The organism is Methylophaga sulfidovorans, assembly GCF_900114205.1.
GTDB classification, from domain to species: domain Bacteria; phylum Pseudomonadota; class Gammaproteobacteria; order Nitrosococcales; family Methylophagaceae; genus Methylophaga; species Methylophaga sulfidovorans.
Genome location: NZ_FOSH01000004.1, coordinates 38,127 through 60,631, shown reverse-complemented (window position 1 = coordinate 60,631; position 22,505 = coordinate 38,127). Strand labels below are relative to the sequence as shown.

Annotated in this window: 22 protein-coding genes; 18 read left to right on the top strand and 4 right to left on the bottom strand. The window is 43.7% G+C overall.

Features of this window, described 5'->3' with window-relative positions; translation table 11 throughout:
- Nucleotides 1–33: 33 nt before the first annotated feature.
- The 15 genes from mnmG (at nucleotide 34) to glmU (ending at nucleotide 14,941) form a co-directional block, all read left to right on the top strand.
- A complete protein-coding gene (gene mnmG, locus BM232_RS04085; RefSeq protein ID WP_091711912.1) occupies nucleotides 34–1,917 on the top strand; it encodes a tRNA uridine-5-carboxymethylaminomethyl(34) synthesis enzyme MnmG in 1,884 nt (627 codons plus the stop codon).
- Nucleotides 1,917–2,546, top strand: a complete 630-nt coding sequence (gene rsmG / locus BM232_RS04080; RefSeq protein ID WP_091711911.1) for a 16S rRNA (guanine(527)-N(7))-methyltransferase RsmG — start codon at nucleotides 1,917–1,919, stop codon at nucleotides 2,544–2,546. Before mnmG ends, rsmG begins: the two co-directional genes overlap by 1 nt.
- Before the next feature lie 8 nt (nucleotides 2,547–2,554).
- A complete protein-coding gene (locus BM232_RS04075) occupies nucleotides 2,555–3,331 on the top strand; it encodes a ParA family protein (RefSeq protein WP_091711910.1) in 777 nt (258 codons plus the stop codon).
- Between the two features lie 15 nt (nucleotides 3,332–3,346).
- Entirely contained in the window at nucleotides 3,347–4,207 is an 861-nt protein-coding gene (locus BM232_RS04070) for a ParB/RepB/Spo0J family partition protein (RefSeq protein ID WP_091711909.1), read from the top strand.
- 296 nt (nucleotides 4,208–4,503) lie between these two features.
- Nucleotides 4,504–6,363, top strand: a complete 1,860-nt coding sequence (locus BM232_RS04065; protein ID WP_091711908.1) for a methyl-accepting chemotaxis protein — start codon at nucleotides 4,504–4,506, stop codon at nucleotides 6,361–6,363.
- 209 nt (nucleotides 6,364–6,572) lie between these two features.
- The gene (locus BM232_RS04060) at nucleotides 6,573–6,947 is read left to right on the top strand and encodes an ATP synthase subunit I (protein ID WP_091711907.1); all 375 of its coding nucleotides are present in this window, start codon (nucleotides 6,573–6,575) and stop codon (nucleotides 6,945–6,947) included.
- Nucleotides 6,948–6,954: 7 nt separating this feature from the next.
- A complete protein-coding gene (gene atpB, locus BM232_RS04055) occupies nucleotides 6,955–7,824 on the top strand; it encodes a F0F1 ATP synthase subunit A (RefSeq protein WP_091711906.1) in 870 nt (289 codons plus the stop codon).
- Nucleotides 7,825–7,873: 49 nt separating this feature from the next.
- Nucleotides 7,874–8,107 (top strand): F0F1 ATP synthase subunit C, encoded by a 234-nt coding sequence (gene atpE / locus BM232_RS04050; protein WP_091711905.1) that lies wholly within the window; start codon nucleotides 7,874–7,876, stop codon nucleotides 8,105–8,107.
- Nucleotides 8,108–8,156: 49 nt separating this feature from the next.
- On the top strand, nucleotides 8,157–8,627 hold the full coding sequence (locus tag BM232_RS04045) for a F0F1 ATP synthase subunit B (RefSeq protein ID WP_091711904.1): 471 nt from the start codon (nucleotides 8,157–8,159) through the stop codon (nucleotides 8,625–8,627).
- 12 nt (nucleotides 8,628–8,639) lie between these two features.
- Nucleotides 8,640–9,173: a F0F1 ATP synthase subunit delta gene (locus tag BM232_RS04040; RefSeq protein WP_091711903.1), complete on the top strand. Its 534-nt coding sequence runs from the start codon at nucleotides 8,640–8,642 to the stop codon at nucleotides 9,171–9,173.
- Between the two features lie 26 nt (nucleotides 9,174–9,199).
- Nucleotides 9,200–10,741, top strand: coding sequence for a F0F1 ATP synthase subunit alpha (gene atpA / locus BM232_RS04035; protein ID WP_091711902.1), 1,542 nt, complete (start codon nucleotides 9,200–9,202; stop codon nucleotides 10,739–10,741).
- A gap of 14 nt (nucleotides 10,742–10,755) precedes the next feature.
- Complete coding sequence (gene atpG / locus BM232_RS04030) at nucleotides 10,756–11,622, top strand: F0F1 ATP synthase subunit gamma (RefSeq protein ID WP_091711901.1); 867 nt, start codon at nucleotides 10,756–10,758, stop codon at nucleotides 11,620–11,622.
- A 30-nt stretch (nucleotides 11,623–11,652) separates the two neighbouring features.
- Nucleotides 11,653–13,029, top strand: a complete 1,377-nt coding sequence (gene atpD / locus BM232_RS04025) for a F0F1 ATP synthase subunit beta (protein WP_091711900.1) — start codon at nucleotides 11,653–11,655, stop codon at nucleotides 13,027–13,029.
- Nucleotides 13,030–13,046: 17 nt separating this feature from the next.
- On the top strand, nucleotides 13,047–13,475 hold the full coding sequence (locus tag BM232_RS04020; protein WP_091711899.1) for a F0F1 ATP synthase subunit epsilon: 429 nt from the start codon (nucleotides 13,047–13,049) through the stop codon (nucleotides 13,473–13,475).
- A 101-nt stretch (nucleotides 13,476–13,576) separates the two neighbouring features.
- Nucleotides 13,577–14,941: a bifunctional UDP-N-acetylglucosamine diphosphorylase/glucosamine-1-phosphate N-acetyltransferase GlmU gene (glmU, locus tag BM232_RS04015; protein WP_091711898.1), complete on the top strand. Its 1,365-nt coding sequence runs from the start codon at nucleotides 13,577–13,579 to the stop codon at nucleotides 14,939–14,941.
- Between the two features lie 14 nt (nucleotides 14,942–14,955).
- Here the strand turns inward: glmU and BM232_RS04010 are convergent, their stop codons facing one another.
- The 3 genes from BM232_RS04010 to BM232_RS04000 form a co-directional block, all read right to left on the bottom strand.
- A complete protein-coding gene (locus tag BM232_RS04010; protein WP_091711897.1) occupies nucleotides 14,956–15,396 on the bottom strand; it encodes a hypothetical protein in 441 nt (146 codons plus the stop codon).
- On the bottom strand, nucleotides 15,378–15,947 hold the full coding sequence (locus BM232_RS04005) for a Panacea domain-containing protein (RefSeq protein ID WP_091711896.1): 570 nt from the start codon (nucleotides 15,945–15,947) through the stop codon (nucleotides 15,378–15,380). Before BM232_RS04005 ends, BM232_RS04010 begins: the two co-directional genes overlap by 19 nt.
- Nucleotides 15,948–17,000: 1,053 nt before the next feature.
- Nucleotides 17,001–17,327 (bottom strand): DUF1820 family protein, encoded by a 327-nt coding sequence (locus tag BM232_RS04000; protein WP_091711895.1) that lies wholly within the window; start codon nucleotides 17,325–17,327, stop codon nucleotides 17,001–17,003.
- Nucleotides 17,328–17,675: 348 nt separating this feature from the next.
- Between BM232_RS04000 and BM232_RS03995 the strand changes: the two genes are divergently transcribed.
- The gene (locus BM232_RS03995; RefSeq protein ID WP_091711894.1) at nucleotides 17,676–19,181 is read left to right on the top strand and encodes a B12-binding domain-containing radical SAM protein; all 1,506 of its coding nucleotides are present in this window, start codon (nucleotides 17,676–17,678) and stop codon (nucleotides 19,179–19,181) included.
- Between the two features lie 255 nt (nucleotides 19,182–19,436).
- Here BM232_RS03995 and bfr read toward each other — a convergent pair whose 3' ends face one another.
- A complete protein-coding gene (gene bfr, locus BM232_RS03990; RefSeq protein WP_091711893.1) occupies nucleotides 19,437–19,919 on the bottom strand; it encodes a bacterioferritin in 483 nt (160 codons plus the stop codon).
- Between the two features lie 161 nt (nucleotides 19,920–20,080).
- Here bfr and BM232_RS03985 point away from each other — a divergent pair, with 161 nt between their 5' ends.
- Both BM232_RS03985 and corA read left to right on the top strand, forming a co-directional pair.
- Complete coding sequence (locus BM232_RS03985; RefSeq protein WP_091711892.1) at nucleotides 20,081–21,418, top strand: ferredoxin reductase family protein; 1,338 nt, start codon at nucleotides 20,081–20,083, stop codon at nucleotides 21,416–21,418.
- Nucleotides 21,419–21,498: 80 nt separating this feature from the next.
- Nucleotides 21,499–22,452 (top strand): magnesium/cobalt transporter CorA, encoded by a 954-nt coding sequence (corA, locus tag BM232_RS03980; protein WP_091711891.1) that lies wholly within the window; start codon nucleotides 21,499–21,501, stop codon nucleotides 22,450–22,452.
- Nucleotides 22,453–22,505 lie beyond the last annotated feature (53 nt).

Below are 22,505 nucleotides of genomic sequence, written 5' to 3'. Positions count from 1 at the left end.
TATCCTCTTTATTTTTTAGATTGTTGGTGTGATATGAGTTTCCAGGATCATTACGAGGTCATCATTGTTGGCGGTGGTCATGCCGGAACTGAGGCGGCGTTAGCGTCTGCACGTCAAGGCGTGAAGACACTATTATTGACACAAAACATCGAAACACTGGGACAAATGAGTTGTAATCCTGCAATCGGTGGCATTGGTAAAGGTCATCTGGTAAAAGAAATTGATGCCATGGGTGGGATTATGGCAAAAGCCGCTGATAGAGCGGGTATTCAGTTTCGTACATTGAACTCCAGCAAAGGACCTGCAGTAAGAGCAACACGTGCTCAAGCCGATCGTATTCGCTATAAAGCGGCCGTGCGTGCTTACCTGGAAAATCAACCTAACCTCTATATATTCCAGCAACCCGTCGATGATCTGGTGGTAGAAAATGATCGCGTTGTTGGTGTGGTGACACAAGCCGGTTTGCGCTTCTCAGCCAAAGCTGTTGTATTAACTGTAGGGACTTTCCTGGGTGGTTTAATTCATATTGGTTTACAAAATCATCAAGGTGGTCGTGCCGGTGACCCTGCTTCAATTGCTCTATCTCAACGCCTGCGTGCATTGCCATTTCGGGTAGATCGTTTAAAAACAGGCACACCACCACGTATTGATATCAACAGTATTAATTTCTCAGAACTGACCGAACAACCAGGCGACACACCAACGCCGGTTTTTTCTTTCTTAGGTAAAGCTGAGCATCATCCTCGACAAATCTCTTGTTTTATCACGCACACCAACGAACGTACCCATGATGTGATTAGAAATAATCTGGATCGCTCGCCTATGTATAGCGGCGAGATTGAAGGTATTGGTCCGCGTTACTGCCCATCTATAGAAGATAAAGTCGTGCGTTTTGCCGATCGTCAATCACACCAGATTTTCCTGGAGCCTGAAGGTCTGGAGTGTGGTGAAGTCTATCCCAATGGCATATCCACAAGCCTGCCATTTGATGTGCAGTATGAAATTGTGCGTTCCATGAAAGGCTTGGAAAATGCTCACATCACAAGACCGGGATATGCGATCGAATATGACTTTTTCGATCCACGTGATTTGCAGCCCTGGTTAGAAACCAAACATATGGCCGGATTATTCTTTGCTGGCCAAATTAATGGTACGACAGGGTATGAAGAAGCCGCGGCACAAGGTTTGATTGCAGGCCTTAATGCGGGACTACAGGCGCGTGGTGAAGAACAATGGTACCCACGTCGTGATGAAGCTTATATGGGCGTACTGATTGATGATTTGATTACATCAGGTACTCGCGAGCCCTATCGCATGTTTACCAGCCGTGCTGAGTATCGCCTGATGTTGCGTGAAGATAATGCCGATATCCGCCTGACACCTATTGGCCGTCAATTAGGCCTGGTGGATGATGAGCGCTGGGCAGTATTTAATAAAAAACAGGATGCTGTGGCAAAAGAAAATGCCCGTCTGGACAGTTACAAATTTGTGCCGGAAAAACTGGATCAAGAAAAAGCGGAACACGTCTTGGGTGAGAAACTCAATAAAGTGGCTTCAGCAAAAGAATTACTCCGTCGTCCGAAAGTTGATTATGCAGGACTGCTTGATTTGATGGGTGAGGAGCAGGATATTGCCGATGATGTGGCTGAACAGGTGGTGATTCAGGCCAAATATTCTGGTTATATTGATCGTCAGCAAAATGAAATTGAACGCCTGCAACGCCATGAGAACACAGAATTGCCGCTGGATATGGACTATAAAAACGTTCGTGGTTTGTCTAATGAAGTTCGTGAGAAACTAGAACAGGCAAGGCCGGGAAATTTAGGCCAGGCTGCACGAATTTCTGGTGTGACGCCTGCAGCAGTCTCATTATTATTAGTGCATTTAAAACGTAGCGGAATGAGCGAAGCGAGTTAATGCCGGAACAGAGTTTATTAAACCAGTTAAAACGTGGGTGTGAGTTACTAGAACTAACGTTATCAGACGAACAATGCCAGAAACTTATCTCTTATGTGATGTTATTACATAAGTGGAATAAGGTGTATAACCTGACATCCGTTCGTGATCCTGAGCAAATGATGGCTCGTCACATTATTGATAGTCTCTCGGTATTGCCTTATATCACATCAACATCATTATTAGATGTGGGCACTGGAGGAGGCTTACCTGGTGTACCCGTTGCCATTTGTCAGCCGCAAACACGAGTAACATTACTCGATAGCAACTCTAAAAAAACGCGTTTTTTACAACAAGTCAAAGCAGAACTAGCCTTAGATAATCTTACGGTTGTGCATGGGCGTGTAGAACAGGTATCTTTACCTAAATTTGCTATTATCACGGCTCGGGCATTTGCCAGTATTGATGACATCATTCAGCTTGCCGGTCATCATTGTGAAGATGGCGGTAGATTAGTGCTGATGAAAGGCACTTACCCAGAAGACGAATTAGCATTTGAATCTACAGACTTTCATTTGCACGATGTTATATCTTTAAACGTGCCTGAGTGTGATGGTGAAAGACATTTAGTAAGACTTATCAAGGATTAAGACTAAGTATGGGTGATATCTTTGCGGTGACCAACCAGAAAGGGGGAGTTGGTAAAACGACCACGACAGTTAATCTGGCAGCGTCACTGGCCGACTACGGTAAAAAAGTGTTGCTCATCGATCTTGACCCGCAGGGAAATGCTACAACAGGCTGTGGACTGGATAAAAATCAGTTAGAAAATAGCAGTTATGAAGTGATCATGGCTGAGGCGCGTGCAGTTGATGCCATCATCCGACCCGATGAGATTAGTTTTGATGTGATGCCCACCAACTCTGATTTAACTGCTGCTGAAGTTGAGTTACTAGAGATCAAACTGCGAGAGCATCGTTTACGTCTCGCACTGGAGTCGACGCGTGAGAAGTATGACTACATTCTGATTGACTGTCCGCCTTCTTTGAGTATGCTTACCGTCAATGCATTAGTTGCAGCACAGGGTGTTTTGATACCCATTCAATGCGAATACTATGCACTCGAAGGTTTATCGTCACTGCTACGGACGATTGAACGGGTAAAACAGCGAGCCAACCCTAATCTGGATGTCACCGGATTATTAAGAACCATGTTTGATGCTCGGAATAATCTTGCGAATGAGGTTTCTCGACAATTGATTAGCCATTTTGATGCAAAGGTTTTTCACTCGATTATTCCAAGAAACGTCAGGTTAGCTGAAGCGCCGAGTTATGGATTACCTGTACTGAATTATGACCGGGCTTCAAGAGGGTCGATTGCTTACATGGCACTGGCCAGTGAATTTATGCGACGACAAAAGCAAAGTGCTAAATGACAAGGTTGATAGAGAATGAGTAAAAAAAGAGGTTTAGGTCGAGGGCTAGATGCCTTACTTGCAGATGTTCATCAGGAAGAAAGTGCAAATCTAGATGACAGTTTGCAGCACTTTCCTCTTGATATGATTCAGCCTGGCAAATATCAGCCACGTGTTGATATGTCACAAGAGTCTCTGGAAGAGCTGGCTGATTCAATTCGGGCTCAGGGCCTGGTTCAACCTATCATTGTTCGCCCTGTCGGTGAGGGTAAGTACGAAATCGTAGCCGGTGAACGTCGCTGGCGGGCATCCAGAATGGCGGGTTTAGTGGAAGTACCCGTGTTGATTCGGGATGTGTCTGACAGAAGTGCCATTGCTATGGCATTGATTGAAAATATTCAGCGTGAAAACCTCAACCCGATGGAAGAAGCAAATGCTTTATTCCGCTTGCGTGAAGAGTTTGAAATGACGCATCAGCAGGCAGCTGAAGCGGTTGGCAAGTCTCGTGCGACAGTGACTAATTTATTGCGATTACGTAATCTGAATGATGATGTAAAACGTATGCTGGAAAATGGTGATATCGAGATGGGCCATGCCCGTGCCTTGCTGGGGCTCGAAGGCAGTGTTCAATCTGATGCCGCTAAGCAAATTGTGGAAAAGGTACTGTCTGTCAGAGAAACGGAACAGCTGATAAGACGAATTCTAAAACCTACACCAGACAAAAAAGCTGAGCCTGTTGCCGCACAAGCAGATATCGAAGAGTTAGAAAAGCGAATTGCTAATCGACTAGGTAAGGGAATCAGCATTAAACACAGAGCGAATGGCAAAGGTAAGCTGGTTTTCGATTATGCGAACATTGATGAGTTAAAAAATCTGATGAAACAAATTGGTGCATAACGGCTTTATTTTCTGAGTTTGCTGAATGAATGCACAAAAAGTGGAACGGTGCATTCGAGTGGTGCGTTAATCATTGTCGATGAGCAATAAATTTTATTAAATACTTTTTCACCCTCATAAAAGACTTATACATAAATAGCCCTATCTCATATAGTATTTTCTGTAAGTGAGTAATTACATTCTTCTGGTTTAATGGATTGTTATTAACTATTTTTTAGTTTGGAAAATATAAACAGGGATTGGACTGGCTATTGCATAAGCCAAATACACGTATGTTGTATTTGGAATATTAGCCAATGAGTTTATTAAGAAGAATTCTTAGCAATCCCACTCCTAAAGAGCCTCAGGAAAATACAGAATTGACGGAAGTGCCTGTTGAAGAGCTTGCTTTTAGTGAGGACGAAAAACGGTTTTACCGAGCTTTACAGTTAGTCAGTTCTCAAACATCACAATTATCACGCCAGATTTTTCGTGCTTTGGAAGTGCAAGAAAACTTTTTATCCGAAATCAGTCAGCGAACAAGCAAGCTTGATGCTGAATTGAATATGGCAAATGATTATCTAAACAGCTCAAATTCAACAGTAGGTGCTCTACAGGCACAAATTGATGTTGAAGTGAATGAGGTAAATACCTCGGTTGGTGAAGCGATGGAACAGATCAGCCAGACGCTTGCCGAAAAATCTCATAATGTTACAGATGTGCTGGACGGTATTTTAGAAATCGGAAAAGGCGTTAATTTGCTGGCATTAAATGCGGCAATTGAAGCTGCCAGAGCTGGAGATCATGGAAGAGGTTTTGCAGTGGTGGCCGATGAAGTAAGGCGACTGGCTTCTGTGACAATGGAGCAGGCCCAGCAAGCAGCTAAGCAGCTCGATTTCACACAAGTCAACGATGAATTACAAAATATCAGCCAAACCAATAAACAACGTCTGGACAACTTCGTCGAGGTGATACAAGCGGCTACAGCACAATTGACACAGCTATTTCAATCAATCAGTGATCAATTGCGTCTTGTCATGAACAACACTGCCGTCATCTTTGAAACGCTGGATTTAAGTTCCGGATCTATGGAGCGTATAAAAGGAAAGAACCGCATCATTAATGATGTGGTGGAAGAGATGAGTTCTGGTTTAGATAAGATCGATATTCAGAACACTAATATTGATAAAGCCATAGGGGCTTTTGATACTACCTTAAAAAAAATGTATCTGGTTCCAGATGCAGCTCATGATCAACTAGATGATATTTTGACTCGTGGAAAATTACGCGTCGCTGTTGAGCCCAATTTTGTTGGTTTATCGTTTCGAGAGAAATTGGGTGAACCACTTGAAGGGCTAGATATTGATTATGCTAAGGCGTTTGCCAGATATCTCGGGGTTGAGTGCGAATTTATTGAAGCCCCTTGGGATATGTGTACCGAATTACTCACAGCAGGAAAGAAATTTGGTGAACCACTGGCAGATATCGTTATTAGTGCATTGCCTCCATCGGCCGAGTATGACAATGTCGCTTATTCAGAAGCTTATACTTATCTTCACTGGGTATTAGCAAGACGTAAAGGCGATAACAGAATCAAAGGTATTAATGATCTAGGCGGTAAAGTACTGGGCATTATTAATGATCCGGCCGCGTTAGATTTATTGGAACAAAGAGGGATACGTTGGAGTAGCAACGAAAATAAACCTGACGGAAAGGTGGTGTTGGAGAATTTAATTGCTTACTCAGATCAGTCCAGAATACATCATTGCCTTGCTGATGGTGTTGTAGATGCGTTTGGTGTGGATCTTCCCATCTATCACTGGGCAAGTAAAAACCCGGCCAGCCCCTGGTACAACAAGATTGAAATTATTCCTGGCAATATCGCTCCACAGCCGTATTACTATACGATGGCGGTTAATGCCTGGGCATCAAGTTATCGTTTATTAGCCAAAGCCAACGAATTTATAGCTTGGTTTAAAACACAGAGTGAACGTACAGCCATAGAAAAAAGATGGCAGGGTGAACCGGTAGCCGGAAATATCAGTTATCGTGATGAGGCTGGTAACCTGATGGGTGAGGATGAGCTGAAAAAACTTTATCTGGCCCATTGTGAAAAATTTAAATTATCGCCGAAAGGTCTGGACTTGCCGAGCTCAGTCACTCAAGAAGTGGCGTAAAAACCAATGTACTAATAAGCACAAGTTACAGTATAGCGAGGATAGCGAGTGATCTGAGTTGATAACTAAGTGAGTCAATAAAGATTACGCAGCTTATGCACCGTCTGTAGGGATGTCGATTAAGTCGATATTTGTCGTTGACCCAGTCAAGTATACGTCTATATAATGCCGTAGTTTGCTTATGGGCAAGTGCAATCCAAGTGAGAAGAATGGATGAGTTAACAAGATTGCAACCACTGAAGAAAATGCTGTGGATGCAAGTATCAGTATGTTTGTTAGCTATAGTTCTTATTACTATTTGCGTAGGGTATGACATTGGGCTGGCAGTTGGTTTTGGCTGCTTAATAGCTATCATGAATACCCTTTTATTAATTTGGCATATCTTGCGAGCAGCAGAAACCGCGAAAGCGGATGCCAAAAAAAATTTAATCAGAGCATACAGATGTGTAGCTGAACGCTGGCTGAACACGGGAATAATGTTTGTAGTAGGCATTTTTTTGCTGAAACTCAATGTTCCCGCTGTGATGGCGGGTTTTATAGCTGCACAACTGGTGTTGTTTATGACAAATACTAACCGGGCTTGAAACCGACATGGCTAGTGAACAAATTACTTCATCAGAATATATAAAACATCATCTACAAAATTTGACTTATGGTCAGCATCCGGATGGTACTTGGGGCTTTGCCCATAACGCTCAAGAAGCATCAGATATGGGCTTCTGGGCAATTAATGTAGATACGATAGGTGTATCTGTCTTGCTTGGCGTATTAATGATGTGGTTTTTTCGCGGTGTCGCCAAAAAAGCCAATGCGGGTATACCAACAGCAACACAAAATTTTGCTGAGTGGATAATCGAATTTATCGATACAAGTGTAAGAGGTTCGTTCAGTGGAAGAAATCCACTTGTTGCGCCCCTCGCCTTAACAATTTTTGTCTGGATATTTTTGATGAACTTGATGGATTTAATTGCTATCGATCTGGTTCCTCAGCTAGCTGGTTTTGTCGGTTCGACCGCTTTCGGTGCTGACCCTCACCATGTGTTCTTTAAAGTTGTACCTTCAACAGACCCTAACGCCACATTCGGAATGGCTTTTGTCGTTTTCGCTATGGTTATTTACTACAGTATTAAAGTGAAAGGTCTTGGTGGATTTTTTGGTGAGTTGGCCTTTCACCCATTCCCAAAATGGATGTTCCCAATCAATCTGTTTTTAGAAGGTGTGACATTAATTTCTAAGCCAATTTCTTTATCCCTGCGACTATTTGGCAATATGTATGCTGGCGAAATGATCTTTATCCTGATCGCTATCATGTATGGCGCTGGCTTATTGCTTGGTTCGTTTGGCGGTGTATTGCAAATAGGTTGGGCAATTTTCCATATTCTAATTATCACATTGCAAGCGTTTATTTTCATGACGCTGACGATTGTTTATTTAGATATGGCACATCAAGAAAATCACTAGTTTTTGTGTTGTTAATTCAATAATTTCATTGAGTCTTTAGGAGAAAAAAATGGAACAAGCTTTATTGTTTATAGCTGGAGCCCTAATGATGGGGTTAGGTGCTTTAGGTGCTGCAGTTGGTATCGGTATCTTAGGCGGTCGTTTTTTAGAAGGTGCAGCCCGTCAACCTGAATTGATTCCTATGTTACGTACACAGTTCTTTATCGTTATGGGTCTGGTTGATGCGGTACCGATGATTGCTGTTGGTCTGGCTATGTACATTCTGTTCGCTGTGGCTGCTTAACCGGAAATATAATCCAAACCATATTAGCGAAAATTAAAGAGGTACAGGCATGAATATCAATGCAACCTTGATAGGCCAAGCAATTGCATTCTTGCTGTTTATCGGCTTCTGCATGAAATATGTATGGCCACCTATCATGCAAGCGCTTGATGAGCGTAAAAAGAAAATTGCAGATGGTCTGGCAGCTGCAGAACGAGGCAGACACGAACAAGAACTGGCTGAAAAACGTGCACAGCAAGTGATTCACGAAGCGAAAGAGCAAGCGAATGAAATCGTAGCTCAGGCAACTAAACGTGGTAATCAAATTGTGGACGAGTCAAAAGACAATGCCCGTGTTGAAGGTGAGCGAATCCTGACAGCTGCGAAAGCAGAGATTGATCAGGAAGCAAACCGCGCTCGTGACGAGTTGAAATTACAAGTTGGCAGTATTGCACTGGCTGGCGCCAGTAAGATTGTCGGCCGTGAAATTGATGAAAAGGCTCATACCGATTTGCTTGACGAATTGGTTAGCCAAATCTAGAGGAATGTTAGGATGGCAGAAGCAATAACCATCGCTCGTCCCTATGCCAACGCGGTATTTTCTATCGCGCAGGACAAAGGCGAGTTGAAGGCGTGGTCTGACCTGCTTGCGGTTTTAGCACGAAGTGTTCTAGAACCAGAAATGCAATCCATTATCACTAGCCCTGCAGTAAGTGACGAGCAGGCTGTTGATTTGTTGGCAGAGATTGCTGGCGATGCAATGACAGCCGATGCACGCAACTTTCTGTTGTTGTTGGCAGAAAACAACCGTCTGTTGTTATTAACAGATATTACCGTTCTCTTCGAAGCATTACGCGAAGAAGCTGAAAAATTAATGACCGCTGATGTAATTTCAGCACGACCTTTGACTGAAGAGCAGGCAGCAAAAATTTCTGCCGCTCTAAAAGCGCGTCTGGGCCGTGACATTACATTAAATACGACCATTGATGAAAGCTTACTTGGTGGTGCGATTATTCGAGCAGGCGATATGGTAATCGACGGTTCTGCCGTGGGTAAACTGAACAGACTGGCCAACGCTATTAACTAAGCGGCCCGTTTATAGAGGAAACAGAGATGCAACTGAATTCAGCAGAAATCAGTGACCTGATCAAAAAGCGTATCGAAAGCTTTGAAGGGGCCACTGAAGCGCGTACAGAAGGTACCGTAGTCGGTGTTACCGACGGTATCGTTCGTATTCATGGCTTAGCAGATGTGATGTCAGGGGAAATGCTTGAATTCCCAGGAAACACGTTTGGTATGGCCCTTAACCTTGAGCGTGACTCAGTAGGTGCCGTTATTCTTGGTGCTTACCAACACATTTCTGAAGGCGACAAAGTTAAATGTACTGGTCGTATTCTTGAAGTGCCAACAGGCGAAGCACTGTTAGGTCGTGTTGTTGACTCATTAGGTAAGCCTATTGATGGTAAAGGCGATATTAACTCAGAAAGCTCTTCTCCAATTGAGAAAGTGGCACCTGGCGTTATCGCTCGTCAATCGGTTGATCAACCTATCCAAACTGGTTTGAAATCAGTTGACTCTATGATCCCAGTCGGTCGTGGCCAGCGTGAGCTGATCATCGGTGACCGTCAAACGGGTAAAACAGCGATTGCTATCGACACCATCATTAACCAAAAGGGTACAGGTGTTAAATGTATCTATGTGGCTATCGGTCAAAAAGCCTCTTCAATTGCTAACGTTGTTCGTAAATTAGAAGAACATGGTGCGCTGGCCCACACTATTATCGTTGCTGCTTCTGCATCAGACTCTGCTGCTCTGCAATTTATTGCACCTTATGCAGGTTGTTCGATGGGTGAGTACTTCCGTGATAAAGGTGAAGATGCTCTGATCATTTATGATGACTTAACTAAACAAGCATGGGCATACCGTCAGGTATCTCTGTTGTTACGTCGTCCACCTGGTCGTGAAGCTTATCCTGGTGACGTTTTCTACCTTCACTCACGCCTGTTAGAACGTGCTGCTCGTGTTAACGCAGACTACGTTGAAAAAGAAACTAACGGTGCAGTGACAGGTAAAACAGGTTCATTAACAGCTCTGCCTATCATCGAAACACAAGCCGGTGACGTATCTGCGTTCGTACCGACTAACGTTATTTCGATCACTGACGGTCAGATCTTCCTTGAAACTGACTTGTTCAACTCAGGTATCCGTCCTGCGATCAACGCGGGTCTGTCGGTATCTCGTGTAGGTGGTGCGGCACAAACTAAAATCATCAAGAAACTGGGCGGTGGTATTCGTCTTGACTTGGCTCAGTACCGTGAATTGGCAGCGTTTGCTCAGTTCGCATCTGACCTTGATGAAGCAACACGTGCACAGATTAACCGTGGTCAACGTGTTACTGAACTGATGAAACAGAAACAATATCAACCTCTGTCAGTAGCTGAAATGGCGGTTTCGCTGTTCGCAGCTAACGAAGGTTTCCTGGATGACGTTGAAGTCAATAAAGTAGGCGATTTTGAAGCTGCTTTATTAGCGAATATGCATTCAAACCAAGCTGACTTGATGGCAACTATTAACGAAACCGGTAACTTTAATGACGATATTGCAGCGCAAATGAAAACTGCAATTGAGAGCTTTAAAAAAACTGGTAGCTGGTAATCGGAGCATAAGTCATGGCTAGCGGTAAAGAGATACGGACTCAAATTGGCAGCATCAAAAATACGCAGAAAATTACCTCTGCGATGGAGATGGTTGCTGCGAGTAAAATGCGTAAGGCTCAAGATCGCATGGCAGCGACACGTCCCTATGCAGACAAGATTTACAACGTTATTCAGCATTTAGCGTTTGCACATCCTGAGTACAAACATCCGTACTTACAGGATCGTGAAGAAACGAAACGTGTTGGTTACATTATCGTCTCGTCTGATCGTGGACTTTGTGGCGGTCTTAATAACAACCTGTTTAAAACGGTTTTGAAAGATATTAAAGCAAAATCAGATGCAGGTCTGGAAGTGGATGTCTGTGCTATTGGACAGAAAGCATCGACTTTCTTAAAAAGATTGCCCGTCAACCTTGTCAGTCAGAAAGTGCAATTAGGTGATGCGCCACAAGTGCATGACTTGATTGGTACTGTTAAGGTTATGCTGGATGCTTACAACGAAGGTCAGATTGACAGCCTATATTTTGTTTACAATGAGTTCGTGAATACCATGACTCAGGAAAACAAAATTGTACGGTTGTTACCGGCCAAGCCTGAGAAGCCGAGCGAAGAGCTTTCCCATCACTGGGATTACATTTACGAACCTGATGCAAAAGATGTACTTGACGACCTGCTCGTTCGTTACATCGAATCATTAGTTTACCAAGGTGTTGTCGAGAATATTGCCTGTGAGCAAGCGTCTCGAATGATCGCAATGAAAAATGCGAGCGACAATGCAGGTGATCTTATTGATGACTTGCAATTGGTTTACAACAAAGCTCGACAAGCTGCGATTACGCAAGAGATCTCCGAGATTGTTGCAGGTGCCGCTGCGGTATAACTGATATAGAAGATATTAAGAGGAAGCGAGATGAGCTCTGGAAAGATTGTTCAAATTATCGGCGCGGTCGTCGACGTGGAATTCCCACGTGATAGCCTGCCTAAAGTATATGACGCCCTCATGGTTGATGACGCTGGCTTAACGCTGGAAGTTCAACAACAATTAGGTGACGGTGTTGTTCGCGCAATTGCCATGGGTACAACTGATGGTCTGAAGCGTGATTTAGCAGTTTCCAACACAGGGAAAGCGATTAGCGTTCCTGTTGGTAAACAAACATTAGGTCGCATCATGGACGTCTTAGGTAACCCTATCGACGAAAAAGGCGACATCGGTGAAGAAGCACGTTGGGGTATCCATCGTAAAGCACCATCTTTTGACGAATTAGCAGCAAGTAATGAATTACTTGAAACCGGTATCAAAGTTATCGACCTGGTTTGCCCATTCGCTAAAGGTGGTAAAGTCGGTCTGTTCGGTGGTGCCGGTGTAGGTAAAACCGTTAACATGATGGAACTGATTCGTAACATCGCGATTGAGCATAGTGGCTACTCAGTATTCGCGGGTGTTGGTGAACGTACTCGTGAAGGTAACGACTTCTATCATGAAATGACAGATTCAAACGTTATCGACAAAGTATCACTGGTTTACGGTCAGATGAATGAGCCACCTGGTAACCGTCTGCGTGTTGCGTTGACTGGTCTTACTATGGCGGAATATTTCCGTGATGAAGGTCGTGACGTACTGTTCTTCGTTGATAACATTTACCGTTACACATTGGCCGGTACTGAAGTATCAGCGTTGTTAGGTCGTATGCCTTCAGCGGTAGGTTACCAACCAACACTGGCTGAAGAAATGGGTGTTCTGCAAGAACGTATTACTTCAACTAAGACTGGTTCTATCACTTCTATCCAAGCGGTATACGTACCTGCGGATGACTTGACTGACCCATCACCAGCAACCACCTTTGCTCACTTAGACGCGACTGTTGTACTGTCTCGTTCAATTGCTGAATTAGGTATCTACCCAGCAATCGATCCGTTAGATTCAACTTCACGTCAGCTTGATCCATTAGTTGTCGGTAACGAACACTATGACGTGGCTCGTGGCGTTCAAGGTACATTGCAACGTTATAAAGAACTGAAAGACATTATCGCGATCCTGGGTATGGACGAACTGTCAGAAGAAGACAAACTGACAGTATCTCGTGCTCGTAAGATTCAGCGTTTCTTGTCACAACCGTTCTTCGTAGCAGAAGTCTTTACTGGTGCACCTGGTAAATACGTCTCTCTGAAAGACACGATTGCTGGCTTCCAAGGCATTCTGAATGGCGACTACGATTCACTACCAGAACAAGCGTTCTACATGGTAGGTAGTATCGAAGAAGCTGTCGAGAAAGCTAAGAAGTACTAATCCCCTGGGAGGTAAACATGGCTATGACTATCCATGTTGATATCGTAAGCGCAGAGAATCAGATCTTTTCAGGTCTGGCACAAGCCGTCTTTGCATCAGCTGTGATGGGTGAAGTGGGTATTTACCCACGCCACACACCTATGCTGACTCGCCTTAAACCAGGTGAAGTTCGTGTCTTAAAAGAGAACGGCGAAGAAGAACAGTATTATGTTTCTGGCGGAATGCTGGAAGTTCAGCCACACGTTATTACTGTGTTGGCTGACACCGCATTACGCGCTGCGGACGTTGATGAAGCTGCTGCATTACAAGCGAAAGCAGATGCAGAAAAAGCGATCAAAGACGGCTCAGCGAAACGCGACTTTGCAGAAGCTCAGAAAGAACTGGCTGAAGCAATGGCGCAACTGCGTGCAATCGAGCGACTGAGATCGAGCAGTAAAGGACGTTAGTCTTTCACTGTGAAAAATAAAAAAGGCTGTCTTCGTGACGGCCTTTTTTTTATCTATTGTCTGCTAAACTTAACCCCATTATCACAAATACGGAACACCCTATGAGCCTGAGCATTATCATCCTCGCTGCCGGTAAAGGCACCCGCATGAAATCCGCTAAACCCAAAGTCATGCACACACTCGCTAATAAACCTTTACTGCAACACGTGATTGATACCGCTAAACAACTCAATCCCAGCCAACTTGCTGTGGTGTGTGGCAGTGGTGCCGACGAAGTGGTGCCTTATCTCGAACAGCAAGGTATTGATACCGCTATGCAGCTAGAGCAAAAGGGGACAGGTCATGCTGTAGAGCAAGCCAAAGCCTTTTATCAGGACAGTGACCAAGTCTTGGTGTTATATGGTGATGTACCACTGATCGAAAAAGACACACTTGAAGCATTGATTCATGAGGGAGATACCAGCGGTCTGAAAGTGTTAACAACGATTCTTGATGACCCAACTGGCTATGGCCGTATCGTGCGAGATGTCACAGGCCGTATGCTGATGATTACCGAAGAAAAAGACGCCAACGAAGAAACACGTGAAATCAACGAAGTGAATACTGGCATTATGTGCATCCCAACAAAATGGTTAAACGGGGCGTTGTCTCAACTCGATAACCATAATGCCCAAGGCGAATATTACCTCACAGATTTGATAGCTAAAGCCGTTGAAGAAGGTATAGATATTGATTCGATTACTTGTGAGGATGAGCAGGAAGTTGCAGGCGTTAACAACCGCGTCCAACTCGCTGAGCTGGAAAGTTATTACCAGCAGAAACAAGCCACTGACTTGATGATGGCTGGTGTCACCATGCGTGATCCTGCTCGTGTCGATATTCGTGGTGAACTGACGGTTGGACAAGACATTACCGTTGATGTGAATGTGATTTTTGAAGGCAATAATACGCTGGCTAATGATGTCACGATTGGTGCTAACTGTATCATCATCAATAGCGTGATTCATGAAGGTGCTGAAATTCTGCCTAATAGCATTATTGAAAATGCCAAAGTGGGTGCTAACTGTTCCGTTGGACCTTATGCTCGCTTACGTCCAGGTAGTCATTTAGCCGCTAAATCTAAAGTCGGTAACTTTGTAGAAATTAAAAATGCCAATATCGGATTAGGTTCTAAAATCAATCATTTAAGCTATATTGGTGATACCGATATGGGGGCTGATGTGAACATTGGTGCCGGTACGATTACCTGCAATTATGATGGAGCCAATAAACACCGTACTGTAATTGGTGATCGAGTGTTTGTGGGGTCGGATACGCAGTTGGTCGCGCCGGTGACGGTTGAGGATGGGGCTACTATTGGGGCTGGTTCGACTATTCGGAAGGATGCTCCTGCTGGTGAGTTAACGTTGACGGTGTCTAAGCAGAAGACGGTTAGTGGGTGGCAGAGGCCGGTTAAGAAGAAGTAATCAAGAAAACCCTTTTATGCAGCGAGCTCGTCATTAACCCTTTCAAATGGTTGTTTGAAAGGGGATGGGTGCTCAAGGCAGACCTGCAAAATATTATGAGAGACGATGCTAGGCTCACAAATAACTTGAGTGTGAATAATTCCGTCAGAAATATCCCCTGGGTAATGAGGGTCATTTCCACTTCTATAAAACATATAACCGAAATGATAGTGAAATAGATTGAGAGCTTTTGATTGTTGCATAAATGCTTCTCTCATCGGCGAGTTTACAAATGGCATTTCCCAACTAGGTTTGTACTTACCTTGAAGGTCATGGGGTGGTCTATGGCCATTTTTGATTGGTAAAATGAAATTCTTAAACAATGCCTTTGTGACATTTTCATCCATAGACTTGAGTTCAGCTAGTGATTTATTTGTGAAATTTACTCTATGCTGGGCTACTGGGCTTGAATCCATTTGTAAAACTCATCTTCCGTTGATATGTCATCTGGTACTGAAATAAAAGAAGTATCTACACTATCAAGCACCGATGATAATTGTGTATCTTGAATTTCACTAATTTGTTTGATAAAGAAACTGCGCATTTGATCATGGGTAATTTCATCGCCATCAACCTGTTCGGTTTCTTCATTATAATGTTCTCTCCATGGTGCTTCTTGATGAGTTTGGTTTCGTAAAAACCAAGCACCTTTGTTACCCCATTTATCCAGAACAAAATCAATAATATCTATGACCATTTTTGGGAGTGTTGCTAACTCTACATGTTGATGATTACTGCTCGGTATATAAGTGGAACCATAGATTTTATATGTGTGATATAGGGAGGGAACCACAGGGCCATGATCCCACGCTTCAATTCTATCAGAAAACATAGGCTCCCCCGTCGTAGCTAAATAATAGCCTTGGCAATAGTAAGCAAGTTTCTGTAATTTGAGATTCGAAACAGAAAGGTTACGCTCTGAAGCTTTTTGCAAAAGAGCAGAAGATATTGTCGCTGGGTCTAACATCCATTCTCCCCAAATGATGATTTATTCATCACTTAACTCTAAATTATACCGGATATACTCTGAATTCAGCAACTTATGAAATCAATAGAATATTTAGGGTCAGTGTAAAAACTATTAGAACCATTATCTTTTTCAACTTCACAAGCTGCCGCTGGGGCGTTCATTTTTTGCGTGGCCAAAAAACGAACCAAAAAAGGCCAGCCCAAAGCTTGCCCTATCGGGTTCCCTGCGCTTCTCAATCAGTTTGTAACACGACGAAAACTCGCTGCGCTCAGACACTCGTCGTGTTTGATCCAAACTGATTTCCGATGCTCGGCTTCGCAAAGGGTGCTTCAATACTTTCCAGACTCAGATACTGCTCCCAAAATCCCCCCGTTTGTGCTGATGAGTAGCGGAGGTTTATCTGGATCATGATTGGTCAGCACGGTAGGTTGGGTTGAGGAACGAAACCCAACGGGTAGTTTCTTGATTTAAAATCACATGCTGCCGCAGGGCGTTCATTTATTTTGCATGCCCAAAATAAACGAACCAAACAAAAGGGCACCCGATATTGCCTTCATCCAAAAATTAACCTTGTTTGATGGCGTGGTCGAAAACTCGCTAACGCTCAAACACTCGACCACTTAATCCATCAAACAAGCCTAATTTTTGGCGGCAATAGACGGGAAGGTTGGGAGTTTTTCAAATCTCCGTTTGTGATGATGAGGAATGACATTTATTCAGGTCTGAGGGAGGCTAGTGTTTGATTCGTGGCATCCATGCCACTCACCCTTTGGGCGCCTCCGGCGTCCAAATTTGTTCCCGACAAATTTGTGAGCGAAGCGAGTTTTAGCCGACCGCCTGAATCAATGTTATGACGAGTGGAGCCGCAGGCCAGTACGGTGGGGTGCCCTAGGGTTGTTAGGGAAATGGGCATGCATTTCCCTAACTCGCCATCAAGGCGAAATAATGACACGTGTAGGTTGGGTAGAGGAACGAAACCCAACATATATCAAGACAGAGGATTGTTGGGTTTCACAGGTTCAACCCAACCTACATTTTTTTTAAGCAACTCTATTTATTGGTTGGTGTATAAATCGGGCTGGGGAAGTGGGTCACTTTGCCATCAAATTCGGTGATTTTGGCTAAGCCTTTTTTGGTGACAGAATCAATTCTTAATACCGCATGCATAGGAATATAGGTGCGGGTTACATCAGTAAACTCGTCTTTGAGTTTTTCGTGGCTGGGGTCTAATACCACCGAGGTGTGGGTATCCCAAACGAAGTCGCCGATTTCGATAAAACCAAATAAGCCGCCTTGGCTGAGCTCGCGGGCATAGAGTTCGTAACGTTGGCCGGCTTGGATGAATTCGACACGGTATAAGAGTTCTTGTTTGCTCATGGTTTCTTCGTTTAGTTTTGTGGCTGTTATTTAGTGGTATTAGTAACACTGCTTGTTGCAGTTTGGTGAGAGTTAAATGGGGTTAATGGTGTGGTTTTCAAGTAGTAGGTTAGGTTGAGAAATATTTCTAATCAGTCCGCTAGTGTCAGAGGGAATGCATTAGTAAAAAAGTGCAATAGCACATCGAACTTGCAGAAATAATCTATTTTCATTTAAAACAGTAGCTGACTGGTCACTTCCAGCATATTAGGAAAAATCTTCTGGCCTTATGAAATACATTTTAGTGTAAATTAAAGTTAATGTTTGCAGTGCATTAGCGACTTGGGGATGAGTTCAAAAGGAGATTGCATGAAGTCGAATAAAGCAGACCAAGCTAAACATCATGTTTTGATTGTAGATTTGAATAACTTTTCCCGGTATCCAACGCTATCAGTCGGTTACTTGAGTTCAATATTGAAAAATAATGGTGCTGAGGTAGACGTTTTATCGCCATTGTTTTTTGGTGTGCATGGTTTTCCAAGGAATGTGAAAGAACCTAGGGGATATCACTACCTCAAGTTTTTGAATCACATAGCTGCGACTAGTGAAAATAGACTCCTTAAATTCCTGTATGACAGAATCAAAAATGTAAGAAAAAAAGATAAGACGATACTTCAACAAACAATTGTATCTGCCTTCCGAGAACAGATAAGAAAACATAAGCCAGATATCGTGTTGATATCAGCATATACCATGTACTTTGATGTGACATCAGTGATTGCCGGTATCTGTGATGACCACAACATACCGCTTATTATTGGTGGGAATAGTTTTGTCATTCCCGAGATAGCAGAGAAATGGTCTGTAATTCGAGGGGTCACTGCGGTGTTTGCTGGAGAGCCCGAGGCAATTCTCAATAGAATGGTTGATGATGTATTACTAGGAAATGATATCAGCCATTATCAAGGTGTTTATGAAGACAGGGGGCAGTGCAATATAGCTAAACCTCTAGAAAGTCTTGATAGTATCCCTTACCCAACTTTTGATGCTTTTCCTTGGTGTTCATACCCAAATAAGATAATCCCCATCATGACCGGTAGAGGATGTGAATGGGGGCGATGTTCATTTTGCTCTGATGTCTTAACCAGCGCTGGCCGAAATTATCGTTCTCGCAGTCTGGAAAATGTTATTTCAGAAATGAAATATCAAAGAAACAGACATCAAGCTAATCTCTTTGTCTTACTCGACCTTAAGTTGAATTCGAACCTTGATGTTTGGAAAGGTCTCGCAGAAAGAATTTCACATGAACTGCCTGATATAAAATGGACGGCATCTGTTCATGTAGATTCCAGAACAGATAATGGATTGAGCTATGTGGATTTAAAAAAAGCGAGCGATGCGGGCCTTGTAAGAATAACGACGGGGCTGGAGTCCGGTAGTCAAGAAGTGCTTAACAGCATGCTAAAGGGGACTAAATTAAAGCGAGTCTCTGAGTTTATCAAGACTGCACATGCCGTTGGGCTGAGTGTTAGGCTTACATGCATTATTGGTGAAGGAAATGAGCAAGCTGATGATATTAAAAAGACTACAAATTTTTTGCGTGAACATGAGCCTTATATTGAGAGAGTTGTTATAAATAGGTTTGCTTATATTCCGGGTACACCAGCATTTTATTTTCAAATGGCTCCAGAGAAAGCATATAAAAATATAAAGTTAGGTGAATTAGATGAGGAGAGTGGGCTTTTTAAGCATAGTAACTCAAGATATATGGAGTTAAAGCATCGTATAGCTGTATTTGCCTTGCTTAGAGTCGCAAACACAATTAACAGAAAACCATTAATTGAGAAGGCGATTGAGTTTGAAGGCGCCTTTTAGTTTGTGTGTGAACCACACAAATATGTGTCCATATATGCACAAAATAAAGCCACTTTTTACGGTGATAAACCCTTAGAAAGGAAGTTTTTCAAATTCCTGTTTGTACTGACGACAAATTGAGCAACGCAGTGGAGCCGCAGGCCAGCACTGTGGGGTGCCCTAGGGTTGTTAGGGAAATGGGCAAGCATTTCCCTGACTCGCCACCAAGGCGAAATGACCGAGTTTGGAAAGTCTGTCTTGATAGCTTTAAAGCAATTACTCCGCTTCCGCCAATGTCATGGCTTGCAGATAATTTTCCAGTCCCATTTTCTCAATCAGCCCCAGTTGTTGTTCTAACCAGTGGGTGTGATCCAGTTCGGTATCTTCCAGCTGTTGCTTAAGCATTTTACGGGTCTCAAAGTCTTTTTCTGCTTCACATAAAGCAATGCCATCACGAAGATTTTTTACCACGGTGTATTCGAGGTCCAAATCATTTTGCAGCATGTCTTTGACGGTGTGACCGACGTTAAGTGGTTCGCGGTGAGTCAGATCGGGCATGCCTTCCAGAAACAGAATACGTTTGATCATTTGGTCGGCGTGTTCGGTTTCGTCCTGCATTTCGTGAGCAATGCGGTTATAGAGGCGAGTCAGGCCCCAGTCTTCATACATACGGGAGTGGATGAAGTATTGATCCATAGCGGTCAGTTCGCCTGCCAGTAACGTATTGAGCAATTCAATAACTTTTGGGCTGCCTTTCATATGCTGATCCTATTTTTGAGTGTGATAAATATACGTGGTTGTTTTATGTGTGTTTGTTGACATTGTAATCAAACTTAGCTGCCCATGCAGAGCGTTAACGTTGCCTTAACTTTTGCTGAGTTAAATTAGACATACTGATTCCATTACTGTGTTAGAGATGTATGAAAAAAATTAAATATGCTTTGCTGATGGTGCTGTTTTTGCCCACAGTATTTTGGTTAATGGCAGATAGTTTATGGCCTGATCCGTTTACTTACTTTTCTTTTAGGGCTGTGTTTGTTCAGTACAGTGGAGTCATTGCTATTACGGTTATGAGCGTGGCTATGCTGCTTGCCCTTAGACCGAAATGGGTTGAGCCCTATTTCAATGGTCTGGATAAGATGTACCGTTTGCACAAGTGGCTGGGTATCAGTGCTCTGGTGTTTGCGGTATCACATTGGTGGTTTGCAAAAGGCACGAAATGGATGGTGGGCTGGGGCTGGCTGATTAAGCCTGAGCGTGGGCCCAGAGGAGCACAGCCAGAGTTAGGTTTTTGGGAAGGCTTATTTCGTTCGCAGCGAGGCTTAGCGGAAAGCATAGGTGAGTGGGCTTTTTATGCAGCTGCTTTGTTAATTGTGTTGGCCCTGATCAAACGTTTTCCTTATCGTTGGTTTGCCAAGACGCATACCTTATTAGCCGTCTCTTATCTGTTGTTTGTATTCCATGCGGTGATATTACTGAAATTTGAGTACTGGGCTCAGCCTATCGGTTGGTTGATGGCGGCACTTTTACTTGGCGGCAGCATTGCTGCGATCTTGGTGCTGATGGGGCGAGTGGGGGCTAAACGTCAAGTCAACGGACACATCACAGAGTTGGAATATCATTCGGATATGAGGGTGATGGAAGTCACGGTAAAAATGGATGAAGGCTGGCCTGGGCACAATGCTGGGCAGTTTGCTTTTGCGATGTCAGATAAAAAAGAAGGCGCACACCCTTACACTATCGCTTCAGCCTGGAATCCGGAGACTCGCCTGATTCGTTTTGTGATTAAAGAGTTAGGTGATCACACCGCGCGTTTGAAGCAACGACTGTCAGTGGGTATGCCGATTACGATGGAAGGGCCTTACGGTGAATTTAACTTTACGGATGATAAACCTCGACAAATATGGATTGGTGCGGGAATTGGCATCACGCCATTTATCGCTCGTATGAAACGTCTGGCTGACGAGCCGGACGGCAAAACCATTGATTTTTTCCATCCTACGGCACAGATCAACGATGTTGTCAGAGAGAAGTTATCTGCGGATGTGAAAGCTTCAAAAGTCACATTGCACTTAATGGTGGATGATGAAGATGGTCACCTTGATGCAGAACAAATCCGAGCAGCTGTACCTGATTGGCAAGAAGCGAGTATCTGGTTTTGTGGGCCTCCAGCGTTTGGCGAAGCCTTGCGTCAGGATTTCATTCAACACGGCTTACACCCCGGCCAGTTTCATCAGGAGTTATTTAAGCTGCGATAGGTCGGTAATTCATCGGCATTAAGCATGCATTACGTTACAATGCCTCACATCTGCCGTAATACAAGCAATGAGGAACTCGCATGCTTCGTCTGTACAAAATTGCACAAGGTTTGATCAAAGAAATTCCTATCGAAGGAGAGATTTCTTCTGCGCAGTTACGAGAAGCTGATTGGATTGATGCATTGGAACCGGATGACGATGAGCGGGCATTGCTCGGCACATTATTCAGTGATGAAGTGCCTGATGTGGATGATGTTGAAGAAATCGAAGCGTCAGCTCGGTGTTTTACTGATCAGGATGGTTTGCATGTGCATTCTTTATTTCTTGGCTATTCAGAAGGACGGCATCATACGGTCTCTGTCGCCTTCATCTTGCAGGAAGATCGACTGGTAGCGATTCGTGATGGTGAGTTGAGTGACTTCCGTTTACTACGCATGCGTGCGCGACGTGGGCAAATCAGCTGCAAAACGCCACGTGAGTTACTCATCACCTTGATGGAGCAAAAAGTCGAAAACCATGCGGATAATCTGGAAGATATACATCGTGAACTGGAACGCGTCAGCCATTTAGTATTGGAAGATGAAGCCGCAGACTTGGAAGACTGCATCAGTCAGCTAGCGAGGTTGGAAGACAGTAACGGAAAAATTCGTTTATGCCTGATGGATACCCAGCGGGATATTTCTTTCTTACTCAGAAATTTGCGTGAAGCTACAGAATCACGCGAAACCTTGTATGAAATTTTGCGAGATTTAGAGACCTTGATGTCTCATACCACGTTTCTGTTCGACAAAATCAACTTCCTGATGGACTCGACCCAGGGCTTTATCAATATACAACAAGCCCAGATTATTAAAACCTTCTCGATTGCAGCTGTAGTATTTTTACCACCCACATTGGTGGCGAGCATTTATGGTATGAACTTCCATGTGATGCCCGAGTTAGACTGGGAATATGGTTATCCTATGGCAATTGGTTTGATGGTTGCCGCTGGCATGGCACCCTATCTGTATTTCAAACGTAAAGGCTGGTTGTAGCTAAGACTTGTTTTTTTCGGACGGTAAGCGCTGATGACTAGATCAATAAGCGA